General features: G+C 45.1%; 15 protein-coding genes. 4 read left to right on the top strand and 11 right to left on the bottom strand.

Annotated features, from left to right (window positions below; translation table 11 throughout):
- Positions 1–31: 31 nt before the first annotated feature.
- Entirely contained in the window at positions 32–967 is a 936-nt protein-coding gene (locus QZW82_RS06265) for a polysaccharide deacetylase family protein (RefSeq protein ID WP_293146205.1), read from the top strand.
- A 420-nt stretch (positions 968–1,387) separates the two neighbouring features.
- Here QZW82_RS06265 and rnc read toward each other — a convergent pair whose 3' ends face one another.
- Both rnc and QZW82_RS06255 read right to left on the bottom strand, forming a co-directional pair.
- On the bottom strand, positions 1,388–2,101 hold the full coding sequence (gene rnc, locus QZW82_RS06260) for a ribonuclease III (RefSeq protein ID WP_293146204.1): 714 nt from the start codon (positions 2,099–2,101) through the stop codon (positions 1,388–1,390).
- A 152-nt stretch (positions 2,102–2,253) separates the two neighbouring features.
- On the bottom strand, positions 2,254–2,838 hold the full coding sequence (locus tag QZW82_RS06255) for an NYN domain-containing protein (RefSeq protein WP_293146203.1): 585 nt from the start codon (positions 2,836–2,838) through the stop codon (positions 2,254–2,256).
- A gap of 650 nt (positions 2,839–3,488) precedes the next feature.
- On the opposite strand from QZW82_RS06255, the gene QZW82_RS06250 reads away from it, so the two are divergent.
- Positions 3,489–3,632, top strand: coding sequence for a chlorophyll a/b-binding protein (locus tag QZW82_RS06250; protein ID WP_325314842.1), 144 nt, complete (start codon positions 3,489–3,491; stop codon positions 3,630–3,632).
- 195 nt (positions 3,633–3,827) lie between these two features.
- Here the strand turns inward: QZW82_RS06250 and QZW82_RS06245 are convergent, their stop codons facing one another.
- The 5 genes from QZW82_RS06245 to QZW82_RS06225 all read right to left on the bottom strand — a co-directional run bounded on the left by QZW82_RS06245 (position 3,828) and on the right by QZW82_RS06225 (position 8,559).
- Entirely contained in the window at positions 3,828–4,040 is a 213-nt protein-coding gene (locus QZW82_RS06245; protein ID WP_293146201.1) for a hypothetical protein, read from the bottom strand.
- Between the two features lie 107 nt (positions 4,041–4,147).
- Positions 4,148–4,366 (bottom strand): hypothetical protein, encoded by a 219-nt coding sequence (locus tag QZW82_RS06240; protein ID WP_293146199.1) that lies wholly within the window; start codon positions 4,364–4,366, stop codon positions 4,148–4,150.
- Positions 4,367–4,599: 233 nt separating this feature from the next.
- Complete coding sequence (locus QZW82_RS06235; protein WP_293146197.1) at positions 4,600–4,992, bottom strand: response regulator; 393 nt, start codon at positions 4,990–4,992, stop codon at positions 4,600–4,602.
- A gap of 82 nt (positions 4,993–5,074) precedes the next feature.
- Positions 5,075–5,500, bottom strand: coding sequence for a hypothetical protein (locus QZW82_RS06230; protein WP_293146195.1), 426 nt, complete (start codon positions 5,498–5,500; stop codon positions 5,075–5,077).
- A 440-nt stretch (positions 5,501–5,940) separates the two neighbouring features.
- The gene (locus QZW82_RS06225) at positions 5,941–8,559 is read right to left on the bottom strand and encodes a PAS domain S-box protein (RefSeq protein ID WP_293146193.1); all 2,619 of its coding nucleotides are present in this window, start codon (positions 8,557–8,559) and stop codon (positions 5,941–5,943) included.
- 304 nt (positions 8,560–8,863) lie between these two features.
- Here QZW82_RS06225 and QZW82_RS06220 point away from each other — a divergent pair, with 304 nt between their 5' ends.
- Positions 8,864–9,016 (top strand): hypothetical protein, encoded by a 153-nt coding sequence (locus QZW82_RS06220; RefSeq protein ID WP_293146191.1) that lies wholly within the window; start codon positions 8,864–8,866, stop codon positions 9,014–9,016.
- Positions 9,017–9,246: 230 nt separating this feature from the next.
- On the opposite strand, the gene QZW82_RS06215 is transcribed toward QZW82_RS06220, so the two are convergent.
- The 4 genes from QZW82_RS06215 to QZW82_RS06200 all read right to left on the bottom strand — a co-directional run bounded on the left by QZW82_RS06215 (position 9,247) and on the right by QZW82_RS06200 (position 14,442).
- The gene (locus tag QZW82_RS06215) at positions 9,247–11,493 is read right to left on the bottom strand and encodes a glycoside hydrolase (protein ID WP_293146189.1); all 2,247 of its coding nucleotides are present in this window, start codon (positions 11,491–11,493) and stop codon (positions 9,247–9,249) included.
- A gap of 457 nt (positions 11,494–11,950) precedes the next feature.
- The gene (locus tag QZW82_RS06210; RefSeq protein ID WP_193975189.1) at positions 11,951–12,190 is read right to left on the bottom strand and encodes a NifU family protein; all 240 of its coding nucleotides are present in this window, start codon (positions 12,188–12,190) and stop codon (positions 11,951–11,953) included.
- A 65-nt stretch (positions 12,191–12,255) separates the two neighbouring features.
- Entirely contained in the window at positions 12,256–13,467 is a 1,212-nt protein-coding gene (gene tnpB / locus QZW82_RS06205; RefSeq protein WP_293146187.1) for an IS200/IS605 family element RNA-guided endonuclease TnpB, read from the bottom strand.
- Between the two features lie 324 nt (positions 13,468–13,791).
- Entirely contained in the window at positions 13,792–14,442 is a 651-nt protein-coding gene (locus QZW82_RS06200; protein WP_293146185.1) for a DUF3386 domain-containing protein, read from the bottom strand.
- Between the two features lie 669 nt (positions 14,443–15,111).
- Between QZW82_RS06200 and QZW82_RS06195 the strand changes: the two genes are divergently transcribed.
- Positions 15,112–16,650 (top strand): PAS domain S-box protein, encoded by a 1,539-nt coding sequence (locus tag QZW82_RS06195; RefSeq protein WP_293146183.1) that lies wholly within the window; start codon positions 15,112–15,114, stop codon positions 16,648–16,650.
- The last annotated feature ends 435 nt before the right edge of the window (positions 16,651–17,085 follow it).

The raw sequence follows: 17,085 nt of genomic DNA, 5'->3' as shown, positions 1-17,085 counted from the left end.
GGTAAAAAGCACACAACTTGGTAAAGAAAGTATGAGCTTCGAGCAATTGTTAGAAAACATAAAATTCCTGGAAAATTTTCTTTTTAGACTGCTACACAAAGTCAAACTGATTTACTTATTGGTGATATTTGCCATCAGTATAGGTATTTCTGGCTGGACAGTAGAATCTAACTTCACCAGAATCCCTATAATCGGTTTTCACAACATTGTAGACACTCGCAATCCCGCCGACTTACCACCTCGGAGGCTCGCTTTTCCCACTAACTACACCAAACAAGACTTGTCAGTATTTTTAGAATATCTAATTAAAGAAAACTATTGGTTTTTATCATCTCAAGACTTGTACGTATACTTTATTGACAAGTCGCAGCCAATACCAGCTAAAAATCTCGGTCAAAAACCAATCATGATAACCTTTGACGACGGCTACAAAGGCGTTCATGAAAATGCACTTCCAATATTAGAAAAATTGTCTGTAACCAACAAAGAAAAGGGTAAATTTGTGTTATTTGTCAACCCTCACTTTTTAGGTATTGATATGGGCAAAGATTTTTTAGCACACACTACTTGCAACGATTTAAGAGATGGATATCAAAAAGGTTTTTATGACATTCAGTCACACGGCTTTACTCACAAAGACTTAACTAAGGTGAGCGGAAAAGAATTAGAATTTGAAATTGCAAAATCTAAGTTAGAGTTGAGAAAATGTCTGGGGGATTTAGACAAAAATAAAGTTATCGGCGCTCACATCGCCTATCCCTACGGCGCATCAGACTCGGAAGTGGAAGATATTTTGCCTAAATATCATTTAAGTGGCTTTTTGTACAATGACCATTTATTTAGAGTAAACCGACTGGAAAATAACTACCGCATCTCTCGCATCACTGTCGATAAAAATACGTCGCCTACAGATTTAATTAGGATAGCCAAAAGAGCTTCTACTTTGAGAAAGAAAGAGTGGCTTTAGGCAGCATTTCGGTTTTGTATAGCGGTTCTCATAAAGATGAGGTACTCATGGGGATAGGGCATAGGCCAAACCGGGCATAGGCCAAACCGGGCATAGGGCATACCTCACTTTTCTGAGAAGCGCTATAGCGGTTCTCATAAAGATTCGCGGACGTTGTTGGGCTTCAGCCCTCTTGATTTAATTGGTTATATAAGCTGTCAATTATACCTAATCTTTTTGAGAAAGGCTATATATCTCCTTGATTGAGCGAGTTAATTTATCCCCAGAGTGACACAGACGCGCGCCTATTGTGTCATCGGGCAAATAAGCTATAGCCTTTCTCAAGCGTGGTGAGGTATGCCCCATGCCCGATGCCCCATGCCCATGAGTACCTCATCTTTCTGAGAAAGGCTATAGTAGTTTTTACTGGTGTTTTCACGTTTAGATCAGTCCGCGTTTTTTCAGCTTTGCTAGCGCATCTTCAGCCGCATTTTTCTCAGCATCTTTCTTGCTTTTACCTTTACCTTCTCCATAGGATTTGTCTCCAACATAAACTTTAGCAAGAAATTCTGGCTGATGGGGCGTTCCTCCTGCTTGGACTGTCACGTATTTGGGCGGAGTGGTGTCACCGCTGGCTTGTACCCATTCTTGAAAGCGGTTTTTTGAGTCTACAGTCGATCGCGTTTCCACCACATTGTCGGGAACAGAATCAAACATTTGCCACACAAACTCGCGAACTTTGTCCATATCTTCGGTGTCGAGATAGTAAGCGCCAATGAATGCTTCAAAGGTGCTGCTGAGCAAATTTGGATTAGTAATTCCACCTTCTCGATAAGCTCCTTTGCCGAGCCGCATTTTTAAGTCTAAGCTGATTTCAGTAGCAAATCTGGCTAATTGTTTTTCATCTACCAATGCAGAACGGCGGCGAGTCATTTGATCTTCTCCCATTTCTGGGTGACGCTGATAGAGATATTCGCCGCTGAGAAATGTCAGCAAAGCATCGCCGAGAAATTCTAAGCGTTCGTTGTCTGCTTCGCGGAATGTGGGGTTTTCGTTGACGTAGGAACGGTGGGTTAGTGCTTGGCGCAGCAGTTTTTCATTGTTGAATTGGGGAATCGTTATTTGGAGTTCTTGTGTATGGTTAGTTAATGGCATGAAAATTTAGTAATGGTTGGTGTTGTTATTATTATGCGAACATGAAAGAGCCGCAGATGGCGGTTGGTTTGGAGAATCTAGTTTATCAAATAAACTGGATTTTTGCTATCTGCGGTTACGTGAATTTCAGGGAAATTTATGCTGCTAGTTTTTTAGCTTTCAAGCAACTTCGGTAATTCATCAACAAAGTAGAATCCATCTGCAAGCCTTTTCAGAGTTTTATTTTCATTACCTGGTCGAGCAAAGATTATCACCTTTTTACCCTTGTCTTGCAGCTTAGGAATCAAGATTTCGCCATTGCCGTCTCCAGACACAATAATAAATGTGTGTGGATATAGACTAATTGCTGCTTCACCAGAACAGTCAAAAAACAAACTAAAATCAACAGCATTCTCGATTTGTTGCGATACATTAACACACTCATAACCAAGATTAACGAAAATTTGTTGTCTTTTTTTAGAACCCTTATTTTCCTGCTGCCAATTTTTGTCGTACACCTTTCTGGTAACTACATATCCCAATGAAGCAGCAAAAAGCAATAAGTTGTTGGCTTGCTTTACATCTGGGATATTCTGATAATCCCAATAAGCCGAAACTAAAGACTGTTGCTGGCTGATTTCTTTGCCAATGATTGAATGATTGTCCTTCATTTTTGTGTGCCCTAAAACTAGGTTTGGAGGACAGCATCGATAAATTACGCATCTAGTCAAGGAAAGATTGTCTGTGGCTTCGCTCAAAATTGAGGTTTTCCATTTAACAAAAATTTTGACCTACACACTATTAATTGAGTGTGTACTTGCTTGGTTAGCGTCTCAGCGATAGGATGTGCAGATTTCGGACAGGCGTCGTAAAAACCCGTTGATATAGAAATTCCTACAAATGTCGTGCTAACTGACCTCTTTATTCCAGTTGAAACGACATTAATTTGAATGTCTATATCAACGGGACTTTAGGACGCTTACCCGAAATCTGCACATCCTACCGCTGAGACGACTTAACCGACACTTTTGCTTTTGAATGCGGGTGTCTATCTGAGCTGTATTTTTCAGTCATAGCATTTGTAAGTATCAGATGTCAAGGGCTAGTGGTCTATTTACCTGATTTTGTTCGGACATGGTATTACGCATCACAAACAAAGAAACCGGGTTTTTTACCGAATCTGTGGATTGTAACGAAGTCTTGTCGCAAAAACCCGGTTTCTGGGGCTCCCGTCAACCAAAGAAAGTGGGTTTTTTGCAGAATCTGTGGGCTGTAACCTTTGTATTGTCGCAAAAACCCGGTTTCTGAGCCCCCGCCTTCAAAAATAAATGTAAAAATATGTTGCAAAGTTTGTACTGCTGTGTTAAGTTTAGTTACATAAGGTTGAAATACAACGAGGTTTATGGTCATGGAAAACAAAGACGCAAAAGTAGGCTTCACCGAGTTCGCTGAAACCTGGAACGGTCGTTTGGCAATGCTAGGCTTTGCGATCGGCTTAGCTACCGAATTCCTCACCGGTCAAGGCATTCTTTCTCAAATCGGTTTGATGTAATCAGCTTAACTCCATACAAGAGCTGTAATTTGTGGGGGCGATCGACCCCCTTACAAGTGCGATCGCCCGCACGCAAATAAGTCCCTTCACTCACAGTGAAGGGACTTTTGCATTTTTTATTAAAAATTCAAACCAATGGCACAATCAAAAAACTTTTTCGTCTCAATATTTATCGTCAGTCAAACTCGATCTTTCCTAAGCAATTCCTACTGAATCCAAAATTCTCGCTTTAGGAGTCAAACCAGTAAGCTTCACCAAACCTTCTTGTTTGTGAGTCCGCAGGCTGTTACCTAAAATCATCTCCGACAGATCCGGCATTTCCTGCCAGCAGCGCGAGCAGAACCAATAAACGCGATTGTGGCGAGCGTGGCGTAACAATTGAGAGGAGCAACAAGGGCAACTATTCATGATATTTTAAACCTTCTTTAAGATATGGATCGATAAACCAATTGATTACAGAGATTGATGAATGCCGCTGTATCTCTACTCCAGGCACAACAATAAAAAAGCTCTTTTCACTCCAAACTTTGAGCGTCTGACAAGTAGCACTTTTGGATGCCCAACAGCAACACCACAATTAGAAGCTGAACGCCCCAAGGAGCCCAAGAGAAACCCCAAATAAAACAACCCAGTCCGGCCAAAGCCACAAGAACAAAAATATCTTGAGAGGTTTGCCAGTAAATCCAGACGGCTGCCAGAGAAACTATCAGTAGCAAAATGTAAGCTGAGGGCATAGTCGTCTTCTCCCAAGGTTTCGGCAAACAGTCAGGAGCGATCCCTGACGATGTGCTTAAATTAAAACTTAAACCTGAAGAACTTATGAAGATAAGCAAGTTGTTACAAAAAAAAATATAATTCTGCCCGATTATATTCAGCATAAAAACCGAGCAGAAATAATTTGTTTTTTTGGTTAGAGATTTCACAGATTTCCAGGCGCAAAATCCTCTTCGAGGGCTGCGCTAACGACCTATGCTTCCTGCCAGCCCAGAGCTTCAGCCACCTGAGCAGCCAAAGACATCGGTTCAAAAGGCTTAGCAATCACACTCACCACCCCCAAATCTGCGAACATCCGCCTGTCGCTAGCGAGAGCCTTAGCCGTCAATAAAATTACCGGAATGTGCTGGGTAGCATGATTAGCTTGTAACTGTTTAAAAGTAGTAGGCCCGTCTTGGTCGGGCATCATCACGTCCAGGAGAATAGCATCAGGCTGTTCGGCAAGAGCCTTAGCCATACCCTCGCGACCAGAACTTGCGGTGAGGACTTCCCAGCCCCCCACCACCTCAAGACTGACTTGAGCCACTTCCCGAATATCTTCGGCATCGTCAATAACCAAGATGCGTTTGGCAGTCAAAATTAACATCTTTTTTAAGAATCAGAACTGATCACAGACTAAGGGCGAAATGTGAATGTTTTGTAAAGCAAACTTTTTTACCGATCGGACTTTACTGTAAAGCTGCAACACTGTACAGAAGGAAGAAGTTCGGCAACGGATTGTGTAACGGATGTAATGGATGTAACGGATGGAAGAGAAATGGAAGTCGGAAAAAGGAAAGCTTTTCTTCTTCCTCGCGAGAGAAGCAATCGGCCGCAAGGGTTTCAGCAATTAAGAACGTCCTAACCGCTTTGGTCGTTGCTACACAACGGAGTCGCCAAAAATCCGCTGTTCGATCGAAAATCGCGATTTTGCCCGTCCCTGCGTGTATAGTCCCTCTTTGCCAAAATTGACAGTCCCAGAAGCACTTCAGATGCCTCGAAACCTGGTTTTTTAGCGTTTGTGCTGCTGCAACCCAGTCTTTTGCTAAAAAAGCCTGGTTTCTGCATCCAGGATGGATTGAAAATTTTTGCATTAATATTTTTCCATGAGTCATCAGAAATTTGGGTAGAAACCCCGTCCTTTTAGGACGGCTTTACATCAATATTTTTGGTATAATTAAAATGGTTACGACCCACCCGCGACGATGGAGACATAAACCCTAACACCAAAGTTTGCGAACAATCGCAACGGGGCAGAAAAATCGGTAGACCGGGAAAAGAGGACGGGGCAATGGCAAACATCCCTAGAATCACGCACAGTAGACAGAATTCCTTTGAGGTTTTCGACACATAAAACCGCTGGGCTAGCGGGGTTAGTCTGTGGAGCGAATGTAAGGCCATAAAACTCCTTGTGGGTAGAGGCAGTTGCTATGAAACAGAAACTCAAATCGTGAGGTTTGGGAATCACCGTGCCTTCAGCTCGGTGAGGATGTCAAGGCGAATGCAATCTACCTAATGGGGAATATCATCTGCGGAATACATTAACTACCTTTCGTCAACCTTCTCTCTCGCACATAACTGGCAGACGTAAGAAAAAAGTGCTGCCCTCGCCCAAAACGCTCTCCACCCAAATCCGGCCCCCGTGCTGCTGCACGATACTGCGACAAATAGCCAGCCCCAAACCAGTACCTCCCTTTTGGCGACAATCAGAAGCATCAACCTGTTGAAAGCGCTCAAAGACCATCTCTAGCTTGTCCGCCGGAATGCCACGTCCTTGGTCTTTAACCGCAATCAGGATTTCCGAACTCACGGGTAAGTGCGGATTGGTGGCAGTCTCGGGAGACAACAAACAAGGAGACGACACTGACTTCAACTCAGCTTTTTCTGCCAAATCCGGATGCTCGATCGACTCACCGCTCAGCCAAATCGTAGCACCTGCGGGCGAAAATTTTATAGCATTGCTGAGTAAATTTGTCAATGCCTGAATTAGCCGATCGGGAACAGCGAGCAATTGCGCCCTCACAGGCCTCACAGACAGAGTAACTCCAGCCTGCTGGGCCATTCCCTGCATCTCGTCAGCCGCCTGCAACATCAGATCCGCGACATTGCAAGTTTGTTTGATGGCAGTGCTGTAATTAGAATCCATGCGCTCTAAATCCAGGATGTCGTTGATCAAGCGCACCAACCGGTCAGTGTTAGCTATCGCAATCTCCAGCATCCGCTTGGCTTTCTGGGGGTGAGCCTCAAGCAGGCCGCTGTTGAGGAGACCGAGTGCCCCGTGAATCGAAGTCATGGGCGTCCGCAGTTCGTGGCTGATAACAGATATGAATTCATCTTTCATGTGCTCGATCGCAAGCTGATCGGTGATATCTTTAAAAGTCACCACAGCGCCAATAATTTCGCCTTGTTCTCGCATCGGAGCGACAACGTACTCAACTGGAAAACTGCTGCCGTCTTGCCGACAAAAAACCTCATCCGTGACACGCCGAACCTCTCCGTCTCTCAAGGTGTCTAAAATTTGAGAACATACTGGGTTCGAGAGTTTTCCCGTGGTTGGTGTGGCGCAGTCTGGGGCAAGTTGAGAGCCGGAATTGATATCTGTTGCAGGTGACATTTGCTCGTTAGCGCAGCCCTCGAAGAGGATCGCCTTCGAGCATTCTGCCGGAGAACGGTGTAAGCTTTCATACAGCGGTCGATCGAGCAAATGCTTCAATTCGCAACCAGCCATTCTCACCGCCGCCGGATTGACAAAAGTTACTTTTCCCTGTTTGTCCAACCCGCAAATTCCTTCTGCTGCGGAGAACAAAATCATTTCTGTTTGGTGGCGGAGTTGTTCGAGAGCTTTTTGAACTCGCTTGCTATCGGTGATGTCGCGAGCGATAGTTGAAATGCCCGTTACTGCTCCTGTGGCGTCTTTAATCGGAGAAATTGTCAGAGACACATCTATCTGTTCGCCGTCTTTACGCAAGTGTACGGTTTCGTAATGGTCGATGGTAGTTCCAGCCCGAATATTTTCCAGAATTTGGGGGATTTCCTTGGGGCGTTCGGGAATTGCTAAAATCTCGATCGACTGCCCCTTGACTTCCTGCGCGCAGTAGCCGTAAATCTTCTCGGCTCCTGCATTCCAGCTCTGAATAGTCCCAGCGAGGGTTTTGCCCACGATGCCGTCGTCGGAAGACTCGACAATCGACGCCAAGCGCACGAGTTCATCTCTAGCTTGCTTGTATTCAGTAATGTCGCGGCCCAAAATCACGATACTTTTACGTCTGCCGTCGGCATGAAATACGGGTACTTTAATTACATCGTAGATTTTTACAGTACCGTTCGATCGGGGAACCACTTCTTCTCCCCTACAAAGAGTACCTTTTTCCCACGCTGCTCGATCGCTCACCTCGCAAGCCTGTAGAGCCTCCCCGTAAAAACTGCTGAGTTTTCCTAACTGAGTATCTGTGAGGCTCCGGTAGTTATCTGCTGATAGCTCAAACAATTCCAATATTGCTTGATTTGCCTCCTGCCACCTGCCCTCGCCATCTTTAAAGCAGACAATATCTGGCATGGCATTCATCAGCGATTCGAGATAGGAGTTTTCTTGGAGTGCAGCTTCTACCTCTCCCCGCTTGGCGATTTCCCGTTGCAAATTTTCGTTTGCCGTTTGCAGCGAGTCGATCAACAAACTTTCTGTAAAAGTGCGTTCTTTAATTACTTGTTGAAGTCTGTGGAGTTCTAACGATAGCTGCCTGCGAGCTAACAAATTTTCTACGCGCAAGTGCAGTTGGCTGGCATCTATGGGACTTACTATCAAATCATCAATTCTGCCTTCGAGTTGTTTGGAACTCAGAAAAAACTGCTGCTCGGAAAGAGTCGGAGTTTGGGATTTTATCAATAGCAAAAACGGTAAAAAACTAGGCTCCGCCGCAGTTTTCAATGTTTCAATCATGTGCCCGATACGATCGAAGTTTGCCTCGTCGAGAATGCACAAGTCAAAAGCTATTTTTGGAATAATAAATTCTGAGTTTGGTTCGGAAGTCCAATCGAGTAGCATCACCTCATGCTCAGTGTTGAGGTGTGCGATCGGCAAGGGTTGTTGGTAGCGATCGATCGAGAGCAAAATGCGGCTCATTAGTTTGATTATTTCCCAATGACTAATGATTTGATGTCCGGTAAATTCACCCATTATCAGGTTTGTAGTCAGGACTTCAGTCCTCATAAAACAGAGGAATAAATTCCTCACTACGAACCAATTTTCTAGCGCAGGTTTGTAGTGAGGACTTCAGTCCTCATAAAACAGAGGAATGAATTCCTCACTACGAACCAATTTTCTAGCAGGTTTGTAGTCAGGAGTTGTGTCCCGATCAAACAGAGGACTAAAGTCCTCACTACGAACCAATTTTCTAGCAGGATCGACCGGAGGCGATCCGACCGATCGAGGTAAAAGGCAGCCGGATCTGAAGGCTGAAATCAAGAAAAACTGATAATTCTTGAATTTTAATTGTTTGCTAGGTGAAACAATCACTGATATCAAATACGGCAACATCGGAATTATACCCTGCAAGCCGTCCCAGCAGATCTCTGTCGATCGCTTGCAGGGGGACGGCAATACGGGAGCAGGGAAAAATATGATGCCGATGTAAACGGAATTATATGCTGCAAGCGATCGCCCTGCGAGTTCGGTATCGATCGCCCGCAGGACGCAAGCAGGCGAAAATTTTAGGCTGATGCAAATGGAAACCCTATGATGACTAATGATAAGGTTCGCGAGCGGGGACAGCACTACTTACTACTGACTACTGATAAGGTTCGCGAGCGGGGACAGCACTACTAACTACTGACTACTGACTACTGACTAATCACTAATCACTTTTTACGGCATTCCAATTCCAATCAAAGAATCGAACGGCATACAGCTAGAGTAGCGCTCGCCTTCCGATAAAACCGCAATCAGCCTCATTTGCCAGTCTGGCATAATGTGCAAATCCGCCCAGGGTACTGCTACCTCCAAACATTTATCCAGTCCGACTTGAGCGCGGCTGATGCGGGGCTGCCACTCATCGCGCTCTCCTGCTTCCTGAAACCAAATCGATTTGGTGAGCAAATTAATCTCTAACTGATGGTGGAAGCGATAGTTTATGGGTGCTTCATCGGGTACACCTGACAGCGGAATCAGACTGTTGTGCATGGTGCGATCGGGATAAAACCAGAACAAGTTTAACTCCGGCGGGCAATCAATGCCCGGCCGCACCCCAGCATTGAAGTCGGCGCGAAGGTAAAAATTCAAGTGATCTACCCCGTACCAAAGCCGCTGAATTGCCGAACTCCGGTGCATGGTACCCCTTGCTCCCCCAACTTCAATCCGGCCGGCTTTGTCCCAATCCTGTTCGTTGCCGATACCGTCGATAATCGGGTGAATAAAGCTCAGCGGTTGGTGGTCGCCTTGAACCTCGTGTGCCTCTACTTGTTGCAGCACGGACGGGGGTACAGGCTCGCCGAGAGCTTCGTAGATTGCTGCTACGTGTTCGCGGAACAGCCGATCGAACATAGCATCTTGATTGGACGTGTGGCCTTCGCCAAACCACCAAAACCAATCGGAACCTTCGGCCGCATATAGCGCTTCCCAAGCTTCGGGATTGCTCTCTTCTGTGGCTTCTGGATGGTTTGCCAGCATTTGTCTGGCTGGGCCTAACAAATCCCAAGCGCGATTTTTGGCAGGATCGCCGATCCAAGTTGTCAGGGAACCGTCTACCCAGGAACCGGTATGCAGTTGGGCGGCGGGTATTGTTTCGGTGGCGGGGAATTTTTCGAGAAATTCCGACACTGTGACTAATTGGATATCGGGATTGTCGCTGAGAGTTTGATAGAGTGATTCTAAGAACGGTTTGCCATCTTGAGGATAGAATTCCCAGCAATTTTCGCCGTCTAGGGCGATCGTCACCAACCACGGATTTTCTAAAGATGTGTGGCCGTCGGGTTGTCGGTGTTTGAGAGTTCTGCCGATCGCCTCCAAGTGTCCCACCAAATCCGACGCTGCCTTATTCGGTTCCATCGAACCGTAGGTAAAACCAATCAAATCAGACAACCTGTGGTCTCTAAATACGATCGCCAAATCGCCATCAGGAGTTTCTAAACGATAAGGGCGATATAACAATTCTGGTTCGCAAACATTCCCCGCCCCATCGCGGTGAAAAAAGTGTTTAATTGTCCACCCCAATACCGCCTCATCCGAGACAATCCATTTAAACCCTTGTTTAGCAATGTAGGGCAAAATTTCCGGGCTAACTGCCTGTTCCGACGGCCACAAACCCCGCGGTTTACAATCAAATCTGTCTTGATACATATCCCAGGATTTTCTCAAATGTCTCGGAATATCTTCAGCCCACTGGAACCTGTGTTCTGGCAGAGTCATGTTAGGAATCGCTATGCGGCCGCCATTTGTGTCAGCAAGCAGCGGCAAAATCGGGTGAGTGTAGGGGGTTGTGGACACTTCCAACTGTCCCTCAGCTTGCATTTTACGGTGCTGGGGAATGATTCTGGCGAGAATTTCTTTTTGTTTTGAATAGATCTTTTTGCGATCGGCCAGATTGAAATTTTGTCCTTGTTTCAGCCACCCTGCAATCTCGGGGTCATCCCAAAACAGCGGATCGATCCAAGCTAAATTGTGCCACGCCAGCAAGTCACCAAAATCCTGCACTTTCCAGTTTTCCAAGCACCACTGAATGCCTTTTTCCTGCCGCTGAGTGTAGAGTTGAGCGTACCGGGGATGCGGCTGAATCAGGGTGTGGTAGTTGGCATCAAAGAAGTGTTCTAAAATGAACTCTTGTTCTGCGATGTTTAAAGTTTCTGCTGCCTTGAGAGTTACCGCCAAGTAAGGGTCTAATGCTTTGTCGGCGATGCAGTCTTCTATCTGCAAAATTAAGGACGGAACCAGGTTTACAGTTTGATGCAGCTTGGGATATTTTGCCAGAATCAGCACTAAATCCAAGTAGTCTTTGACTCCGTGCAATCGCACCCAAGGCAGTCGATACTCGGATGCTCCGGCGCTAGTGAGCGATCTGGATTTGTAGAGGGGTTGGTGTTGGTGCCAAATGAAGGCTACGTAAAGTGGATGAGACATAAAATTTTGGTAATGGGTAATGGGCAATGGGTCATTATAATTGGAAATTGTAATTGGTAATTGGTAATTGTAATTGGTATTTTGTAATTTTGTCTGGGAGGCATAACTTCTATCTTTAGGGTGATGCACAGCGCACCTTGTCCCTATTAAATAGCGCTTCCAACCTCTCAATTGCAGGTTGATGCTGCACGCATTACCACCAGCGAGTAGCACATGAAACTACTTTTTGTATCTAGGGCTTTCATTCAATTGATAGTTAACCGCTTGAGGGCGACCTCTAACTGGAAGGAAGAGGATTGGAGTAATGAATAGTCTGATTTTAATTTTTCCTTACAAGGGAGAGGCTTTCAACCAATTCTTTCTGGCAATTGATAAATAGTAAGTAAAAGTCAATAGCCAACATTCAATAGTCAAGATTAAACTAACTAATGACTAATGACTGCTGACTATTGACTAATTACATTACCTGTTCAACTTCGGAGATTTCTGGGATTGCTTCGCGCAGGCGGCGTTCAATGCCCATTCTCAGAGTCATTGTGGAACTGGGGCAAGAACCGCAAGCTCCTTGCAGTCTCAGGTGTACGACTGGGCCGTCGATTTCTACCAGTTCGACGTTGCCGCCGTCGGATATCAGGTAAGGGCGCATTTCATCGAGAACTGTTTCGACGTTATCTCTGGTTAGTGCTAGTGTCGTCATATTTTTGCCTCAAAAATTATTCGTACAATTGACTTAGTTCGATCGTACCGTTACTTGCCGGTGAACTACCAGACGCTGACCGATACGGCGGTACAGTGCTGGCTTCCTGATTCAACGGGGATAGCGTCCAACAAAACCGAAGTTTTGCCTCTTCGACTTACATCCCCTCCACAGGCAGAAGCGCTAGTTCCTAACGCCAAAATCCGCAAGGCTTCATTTCTAATATTGATTGCTGCATTTACATCACGGTCATGGTGAGTACCACAATACTTGCAAGTCCATGCTCTGACATCAAGGCTGAGATTATCAACTCGATTCAGGCAAACATGGCAAGTCTTTGAGCTAGGGAACCATCGATCAATTTCGATATATTGTTTTCCTTCACTTTCAGCTTTGTATTTCAGCATTGTGCAGAACATACCCCAGCCAACATCACTAATCGATGAAGCTAGATTAGGATTTTTAACCATGCCTTTGATGTTGAGATTTTCTACTGCAATAACTTGGTTTTCGTTGACTATCTTGCGGGATAGTTTGTGCAGAAAATTTTCGCGACATCTCGCAATTTTGGAGTGAACTTTTGCCACTGCCAATCTTGCCTTTTTACGGTTCTGACTACCTTTATTTTTACGAGAAAGTCTTTGCTGTTTGCGCTTTAAGTTCTGCTGATGCTTGACAAAGAATTTAGGATTATCAAACTTAGAGCCATCACTGGTAATCGCAAAATGAGTTAGTCCAACATCAATACCAATAGATTTATCCACTGGTACTAATTCAGGATTAGCTTTGCCATCATCAACCAAGACAGATACGAAGTATTTACCGTCAGGATTGCGAGATACTGTGACCGTTTTGATATCGCCATCAAAATCACGATGGCGCTGACAATGAACTAATCCAATCTTAGGCAGATTAATCTTGTCACCATCAAACTTGACGTTTTGGGGATAGCTAATCGACTGCCTACCATGCTTTGATTTAAATTTAGGCAACATTGCCCTCTTATCAAAGAAGTTTTTGTAAGCAGTGGACAAGTTCAAAGCTACAACTTGCAAACATTGAGAATATGGATATTTCAACCATTCATACTCTTTCTTGAGAGCAGGAAGTAAACCTTGTATGTATCCTCTAGTCAATCCCTTACCAGTATTTTTATAGGTTTCTTGACACAGGTTTAGCGCATAGTTCCAAAACCATCTCGCACAGCCAAATGACTTTGCAAGCAAGCTTTCTTGCTCACTTGTGGGATAGATTCTGTATTTATACGCTTTATACATTTATCAATAATGTAGAATACTGATAATATTATAGCAGATAGAATTGATATTGATTCGCTGTCGCTCAATTTGTTTTCTGGCTCGCTTTCATCCCGTCACTCATCCTTGTAAACGGATAGAGTGCGGGACTTCCCGTTCGCGTTAGTTAAATCAAGTTGCGTCCGAGACACTAATCGCAAAACCCGCTTTCTCCAACAAAACGGATTTTGCAATTAATACCCGTTGCCAGAATTAATTCAACTTTAGGAGAGATTCTCACTCCAGTTGTCATCCGTGATTATCAACTCTGGAATCTTCAACGCGCAAATCGAAAAGGGTATAACCCTAGACTACTGCTGGTTCTAGCAGTTTGACGTTGGAGTAGTTAAACTCGGTTGTCGTTTGTTGACCTTTTTCTTTCGATCGCACTACTTGCTTGGTCATGACATAATAGTCGCCTACTTTGTCAAAGGTATCTTCAAATTCCAGTTCTCTGATGATTTCGTTGGTTTCGGGGTTGCGGAAAACGGCGTCGTAGTGGCTCGCCAAAGAACCTTCGGGTGTCTCTAAGCTTTTGTGCGTGTCAATGACGAAAGCCATACGGCCCATCACCCGGCTGACTTGACAAATTGACAGACCTCGGATTTTATAATTCGAGCCCATCGAGTCGCCTTGCACTAAAATATCCACAGCGTCGGTACTGTCCTTCTCGCCGAGGGTGAAGCTGTTTTTGCCGTGGGATTTTTCAAATGTCGATCGCTTGCGGTGGGTAACAATGTCGCGCATTTGGGTGTAAACGCTCTGCTTTACTTCCTCATCCGCAATGCCACTGACTTCCACTGTCATGTCTGGTTTAATGGAAACATGACCCGTATATACTTCGTCGCCTTGTTTGAGTTCAATATCGGCGCTGTAACCGGGAAAGTTGGCATCCCAGGTGTAACGGTGTTCGTAAGCAGCGCGAAACAAATCGCGAGCGTTGGCTGGCTCTGTCATAAATCTCTCTTTCTATTTACACCCATCTAGTTTAGCGTAACCGCTCCAAGCCCCGCACGGCATGGGCGGGTTGCCGACTCTCGCAGGTTCCCGAATGGGCTGCTGACGCTAGGCTATTAACTTTACCGCCACAAAAATTCACTTTCGGTCTCAGTTGCTATGATGTCAAAATAAAGTCACGCAGTCACTAACCCCGGCCTAAAAGGGACGGGGCTTGTAGGGAAGCCAAGCCATAGGTGAAACACAAGCGCAAGTAGGACTAGACACAGGTTGAGAAGCCTAATTAGGTAACTGGGAATGGCATCCCGAACAACGTAGTAGACGCCTCCCTAATCCACTACCTCTTGGTTACTGAATGTCGAAGGGATTTACACAACTAGGCTTACCGCCAAATACTATGCGATCGCGGGCTGCAAGTCTTGAAACGGCAATTGTCCCGTCGAAAGTATATTACAAGAGTACACCGAGTCAAGCAGTCCCAAGGCGGTAGTAAAACTGTAAAGCCGTCCTAAAAGGACGGGGTTTAAACGCATTTTTCTGATGGCGGGTGATTAAGATCGCGATCGATCGCCATACATCACTCTTAGTTATGGGTTATCTTAAAAAAAACTTCTGTCCGCTTTTTAGAGTTTTCACCTGTGGCAACTATTAGATTCCCTAATTAATAAAATGCTAGAAACAATTTACAAATACCTAGAAACGTTGCAGGAACAAGTTAAGCATTTACCACCTCCCCAACAGGCAATTTTAATAAAAACTGTGGAAACTCTGTCAACTTCTTTGCAGGAAATGGCAACCAGCCGCCAGTTTGAAAGTGCGACAAATAACGCGGCAAAGTTAGTTGAGGCGGAAAATTTAAATCGTCTTTTGGAACGCACTGTCGCCCAGCAAGCGGCGCAACTCAGAAAGCTACAGGAGCAGTTGAACGAAGAAATCAACCAGCACCGCCGGGATAATAAAGCATTAACTAAAAGCGAAGCCAAACTTCAGGCTGCGCTCCGTAATTCTCCAGATATAATTACTATTGTTGGCTCCGACGGGCGAGTCCGATATCACAGCGCAGCGCTAGAGAGAGTTTTGGGTTACAAGCCAGAAGAGAGAATTGGCAAGTTTCATGGCGAGTTGATCCATCCAGACGATTTGCTGAGTTGGAAGGCATATTTTGGCAAGTTGCTAGAATTTCCTGGAGTTGGGGCGACAATTGAATATCGCACACGCCACGCTGACGGTTCTTGGATCTACTTGGAGTCGATCGGCAATAGTTTGCTTCACGATTCTAGCGTACAGGGAATTCTGATTGCTTCCCGGGAAATTGAGGGACGCAAGCAAGCAGAAAGCGCAGTCTTGGAGTCGCAACAGCACTACAAAATTATGTCACAAATTACTTCGGATTTTGCCTATTCTTTCAAGGCACTTCCCAACGGTAACTTTGTTTGTGAGTGGGTAACGGAAGCTTTGGCGCGCGTGAGCGGTCATCTTCCTGAAGAATTAACTGCCTCGGGCTGGTGGAGTTCAGATATCGTTCACCCTGATGACAGGGAAATGTTAATTAAACAATTAGAAGGCTGTACTTCTAGAGGTATGGGGGTCAATGAGTATCGAATTGTTAACAAAAATGGTGGTGTGCGCTGGGTGCGAGACTGCTGGCAAGCGGTGTGGGACAAAACTGAAGGGCGGGTTGTTCGTTTGTGGGGCGCTTGTCAGGAAATTACCGATCGCAAACAAGTAGAATTGAAACTGCAACTCGTTAACAAAGTTTGGCAAGCCCAGATTGCATCGGCGCCGCTGGCGATTAACTGTACCGGCAATGACGGCCGCACCCTTGTCTGGAACCGCGCCGCCGAAGAACTTTTTGGCTGGACTGCTGCTGAGGTTTTGGGCCAACCATTGCCGAATATTCCTGAAGGACAAAAGCAAGATTTTTACGCGCTGCTGAAATCTGCGGGTAATGGCAAGCCGGAAAACGGTTTGGAAGTGTCTTTGCCCAAAAAAGACGGTAGTTCGATCGACCTTTGGCTGTTTGCCGCACCCGTACAAGATGCAGGCGGCGAGACAGTCGGCAGTATCAACATATTTTCTGACCTTTCAGAACGCAAGCGCATAGAGGATGAGCGCCAAAAACTAGCATCCCTGAAAAATATGGAAGAACCTTTTTGGGCCCGCTATGTCAGCCCTGCAAAAACCAAGAAAAAAAATGGGGATAACTAATTCTATCAAGCACAAGTAAAAAATATTAAAATTGCGAAGCTGCAATCTTCTGCTGGCGATATCATCTCCGTTCAACAGTTGACAGTTGACCGCTTGACAGTTTGAGAGCGACCTCTACCTAGAAGGAAGAGGATTGGAGTAATGAATAGTCTGATTTTAATTTCTCCCTCAAAGGGTTCCGGCATTCAACCAATTTTTTCTGGTAAAATATCCGTTGCAGATTTGTAGTCACGAAGTCCGTATTCTGAGTTTTTTGAGGACGGACTTCCTCACTACAAAGCTATGCGATCGGTCTATCTATCCCACATAATATCATAATAAATACACCCTGATTCTACCTTTATTATTTGCTATGCTGTGTTAGACACAACCCTAATGACCTAAAAATAATTTAGTAACCAGCTATCGAAGTTCTTGAAAAAATCTATAGCAATC

Origin of the sequence: Microcoleus sp. bin48.metabat.b7b8b9.023 (genome assembly GCF_013299185.1) — a bacterium.
Lineage (GTDB): Bacteria > Cyanobacteriota > Cyanobacteriia > Cyanobacteriales > Microcoleaceae > Microcoleus.
The sequence above is the reverse complement of the archived record's forward strand: the minus strand, read 5'-3'. Positions and strand labels throughout refer to the sequence as shown.

Coding starts and splice junctions, on each gene's coding strand:
- QZW82_RS06265 (WP_293146205.1), top strand. CDS start 32: ATGAGCTTCGAGCAATTGTTAGAAAACATAAAATTCCTGGAAAATTTT.
- rnc (WP_293146204.1), bottom strand. CDS start 2,101: ATGCCATTAACTAACCATACACAAGAACTCCAAATAACGATTCCCCAA.
- QZW82_RS06250 (WP_325314842.1), top strand. CDS start 3,489: ATGGAAAACAAAGACGCAAAAGTAGGCTTCACCGAGTTCGCTGAAACC.
- QZW82_RS06245 (WP_293146201.1), bottom strand. CDS start 4,040: ATGAATAGTTGCCCTTGTTGCTCCTCTCAATTGTTACGCCACGCTCGC.
- QZW82_RS06240 (WP_293146199.1), bottom strand. CDS start 4,366: ATGCCCTCAGCTTACATTTTGCTACTGATAGTTTCTCTGGCAGCCGTC.
- QZW82_RS06235 (WP_293146197.1), bottom strand. CDS start 4,992: ATGTTAATTTTGACTGCCAAACGCATCTTGGTTATTGACGATGCCGAA.
- QZW82_RS06230 (WP_293146195.1), bottom strand. CDS start 5,500: ATGACTCATGGAAAAATATTAATGCAAAAATTTTCAATCCATCCTGGA.
- QZW82_RS06225 (WP_293146193.1), bottom strand. CDS start 8,559: ATGGGTGAATTTACCGGACATCAAATCATTAGTCATTGGGAAATAATC.
- QZW82_RS06215 (WP_293146189.1), bottom strand. CDS start 11,493: ATGTCTCATCCACTTTACGTAGCCTTCATTTGGCACCAACACCAACCC.
- QZW82_RS06210 (WP_193975189.1), bottom strand. CDS start 12,190: ATGACGACACTAGCACTAACCAGAGATAACGTCGAAACAGTTCTCGAT.
- tnpB (WP_293146187.1), bottom strand. CDS start 13,467: ATGTATAAAGCGTATAAATACAGAATCTATCCCACAAGTGAGCAAGAA.
- QZW82_RS06200 (WP_293146185.1), bottom strand. CDS start 14,442: ATGACAGAGCCAGCCAACGCTCGCGATTTGTTTCGCGCTGCTTACGAA.
- QZW82_RS06195 (WP_293146183.1), top strand. CDS start 15,112: ATGCTAGAAACAATTTACAAATACCTAGAAACGTTGCAGGAACAAGTT.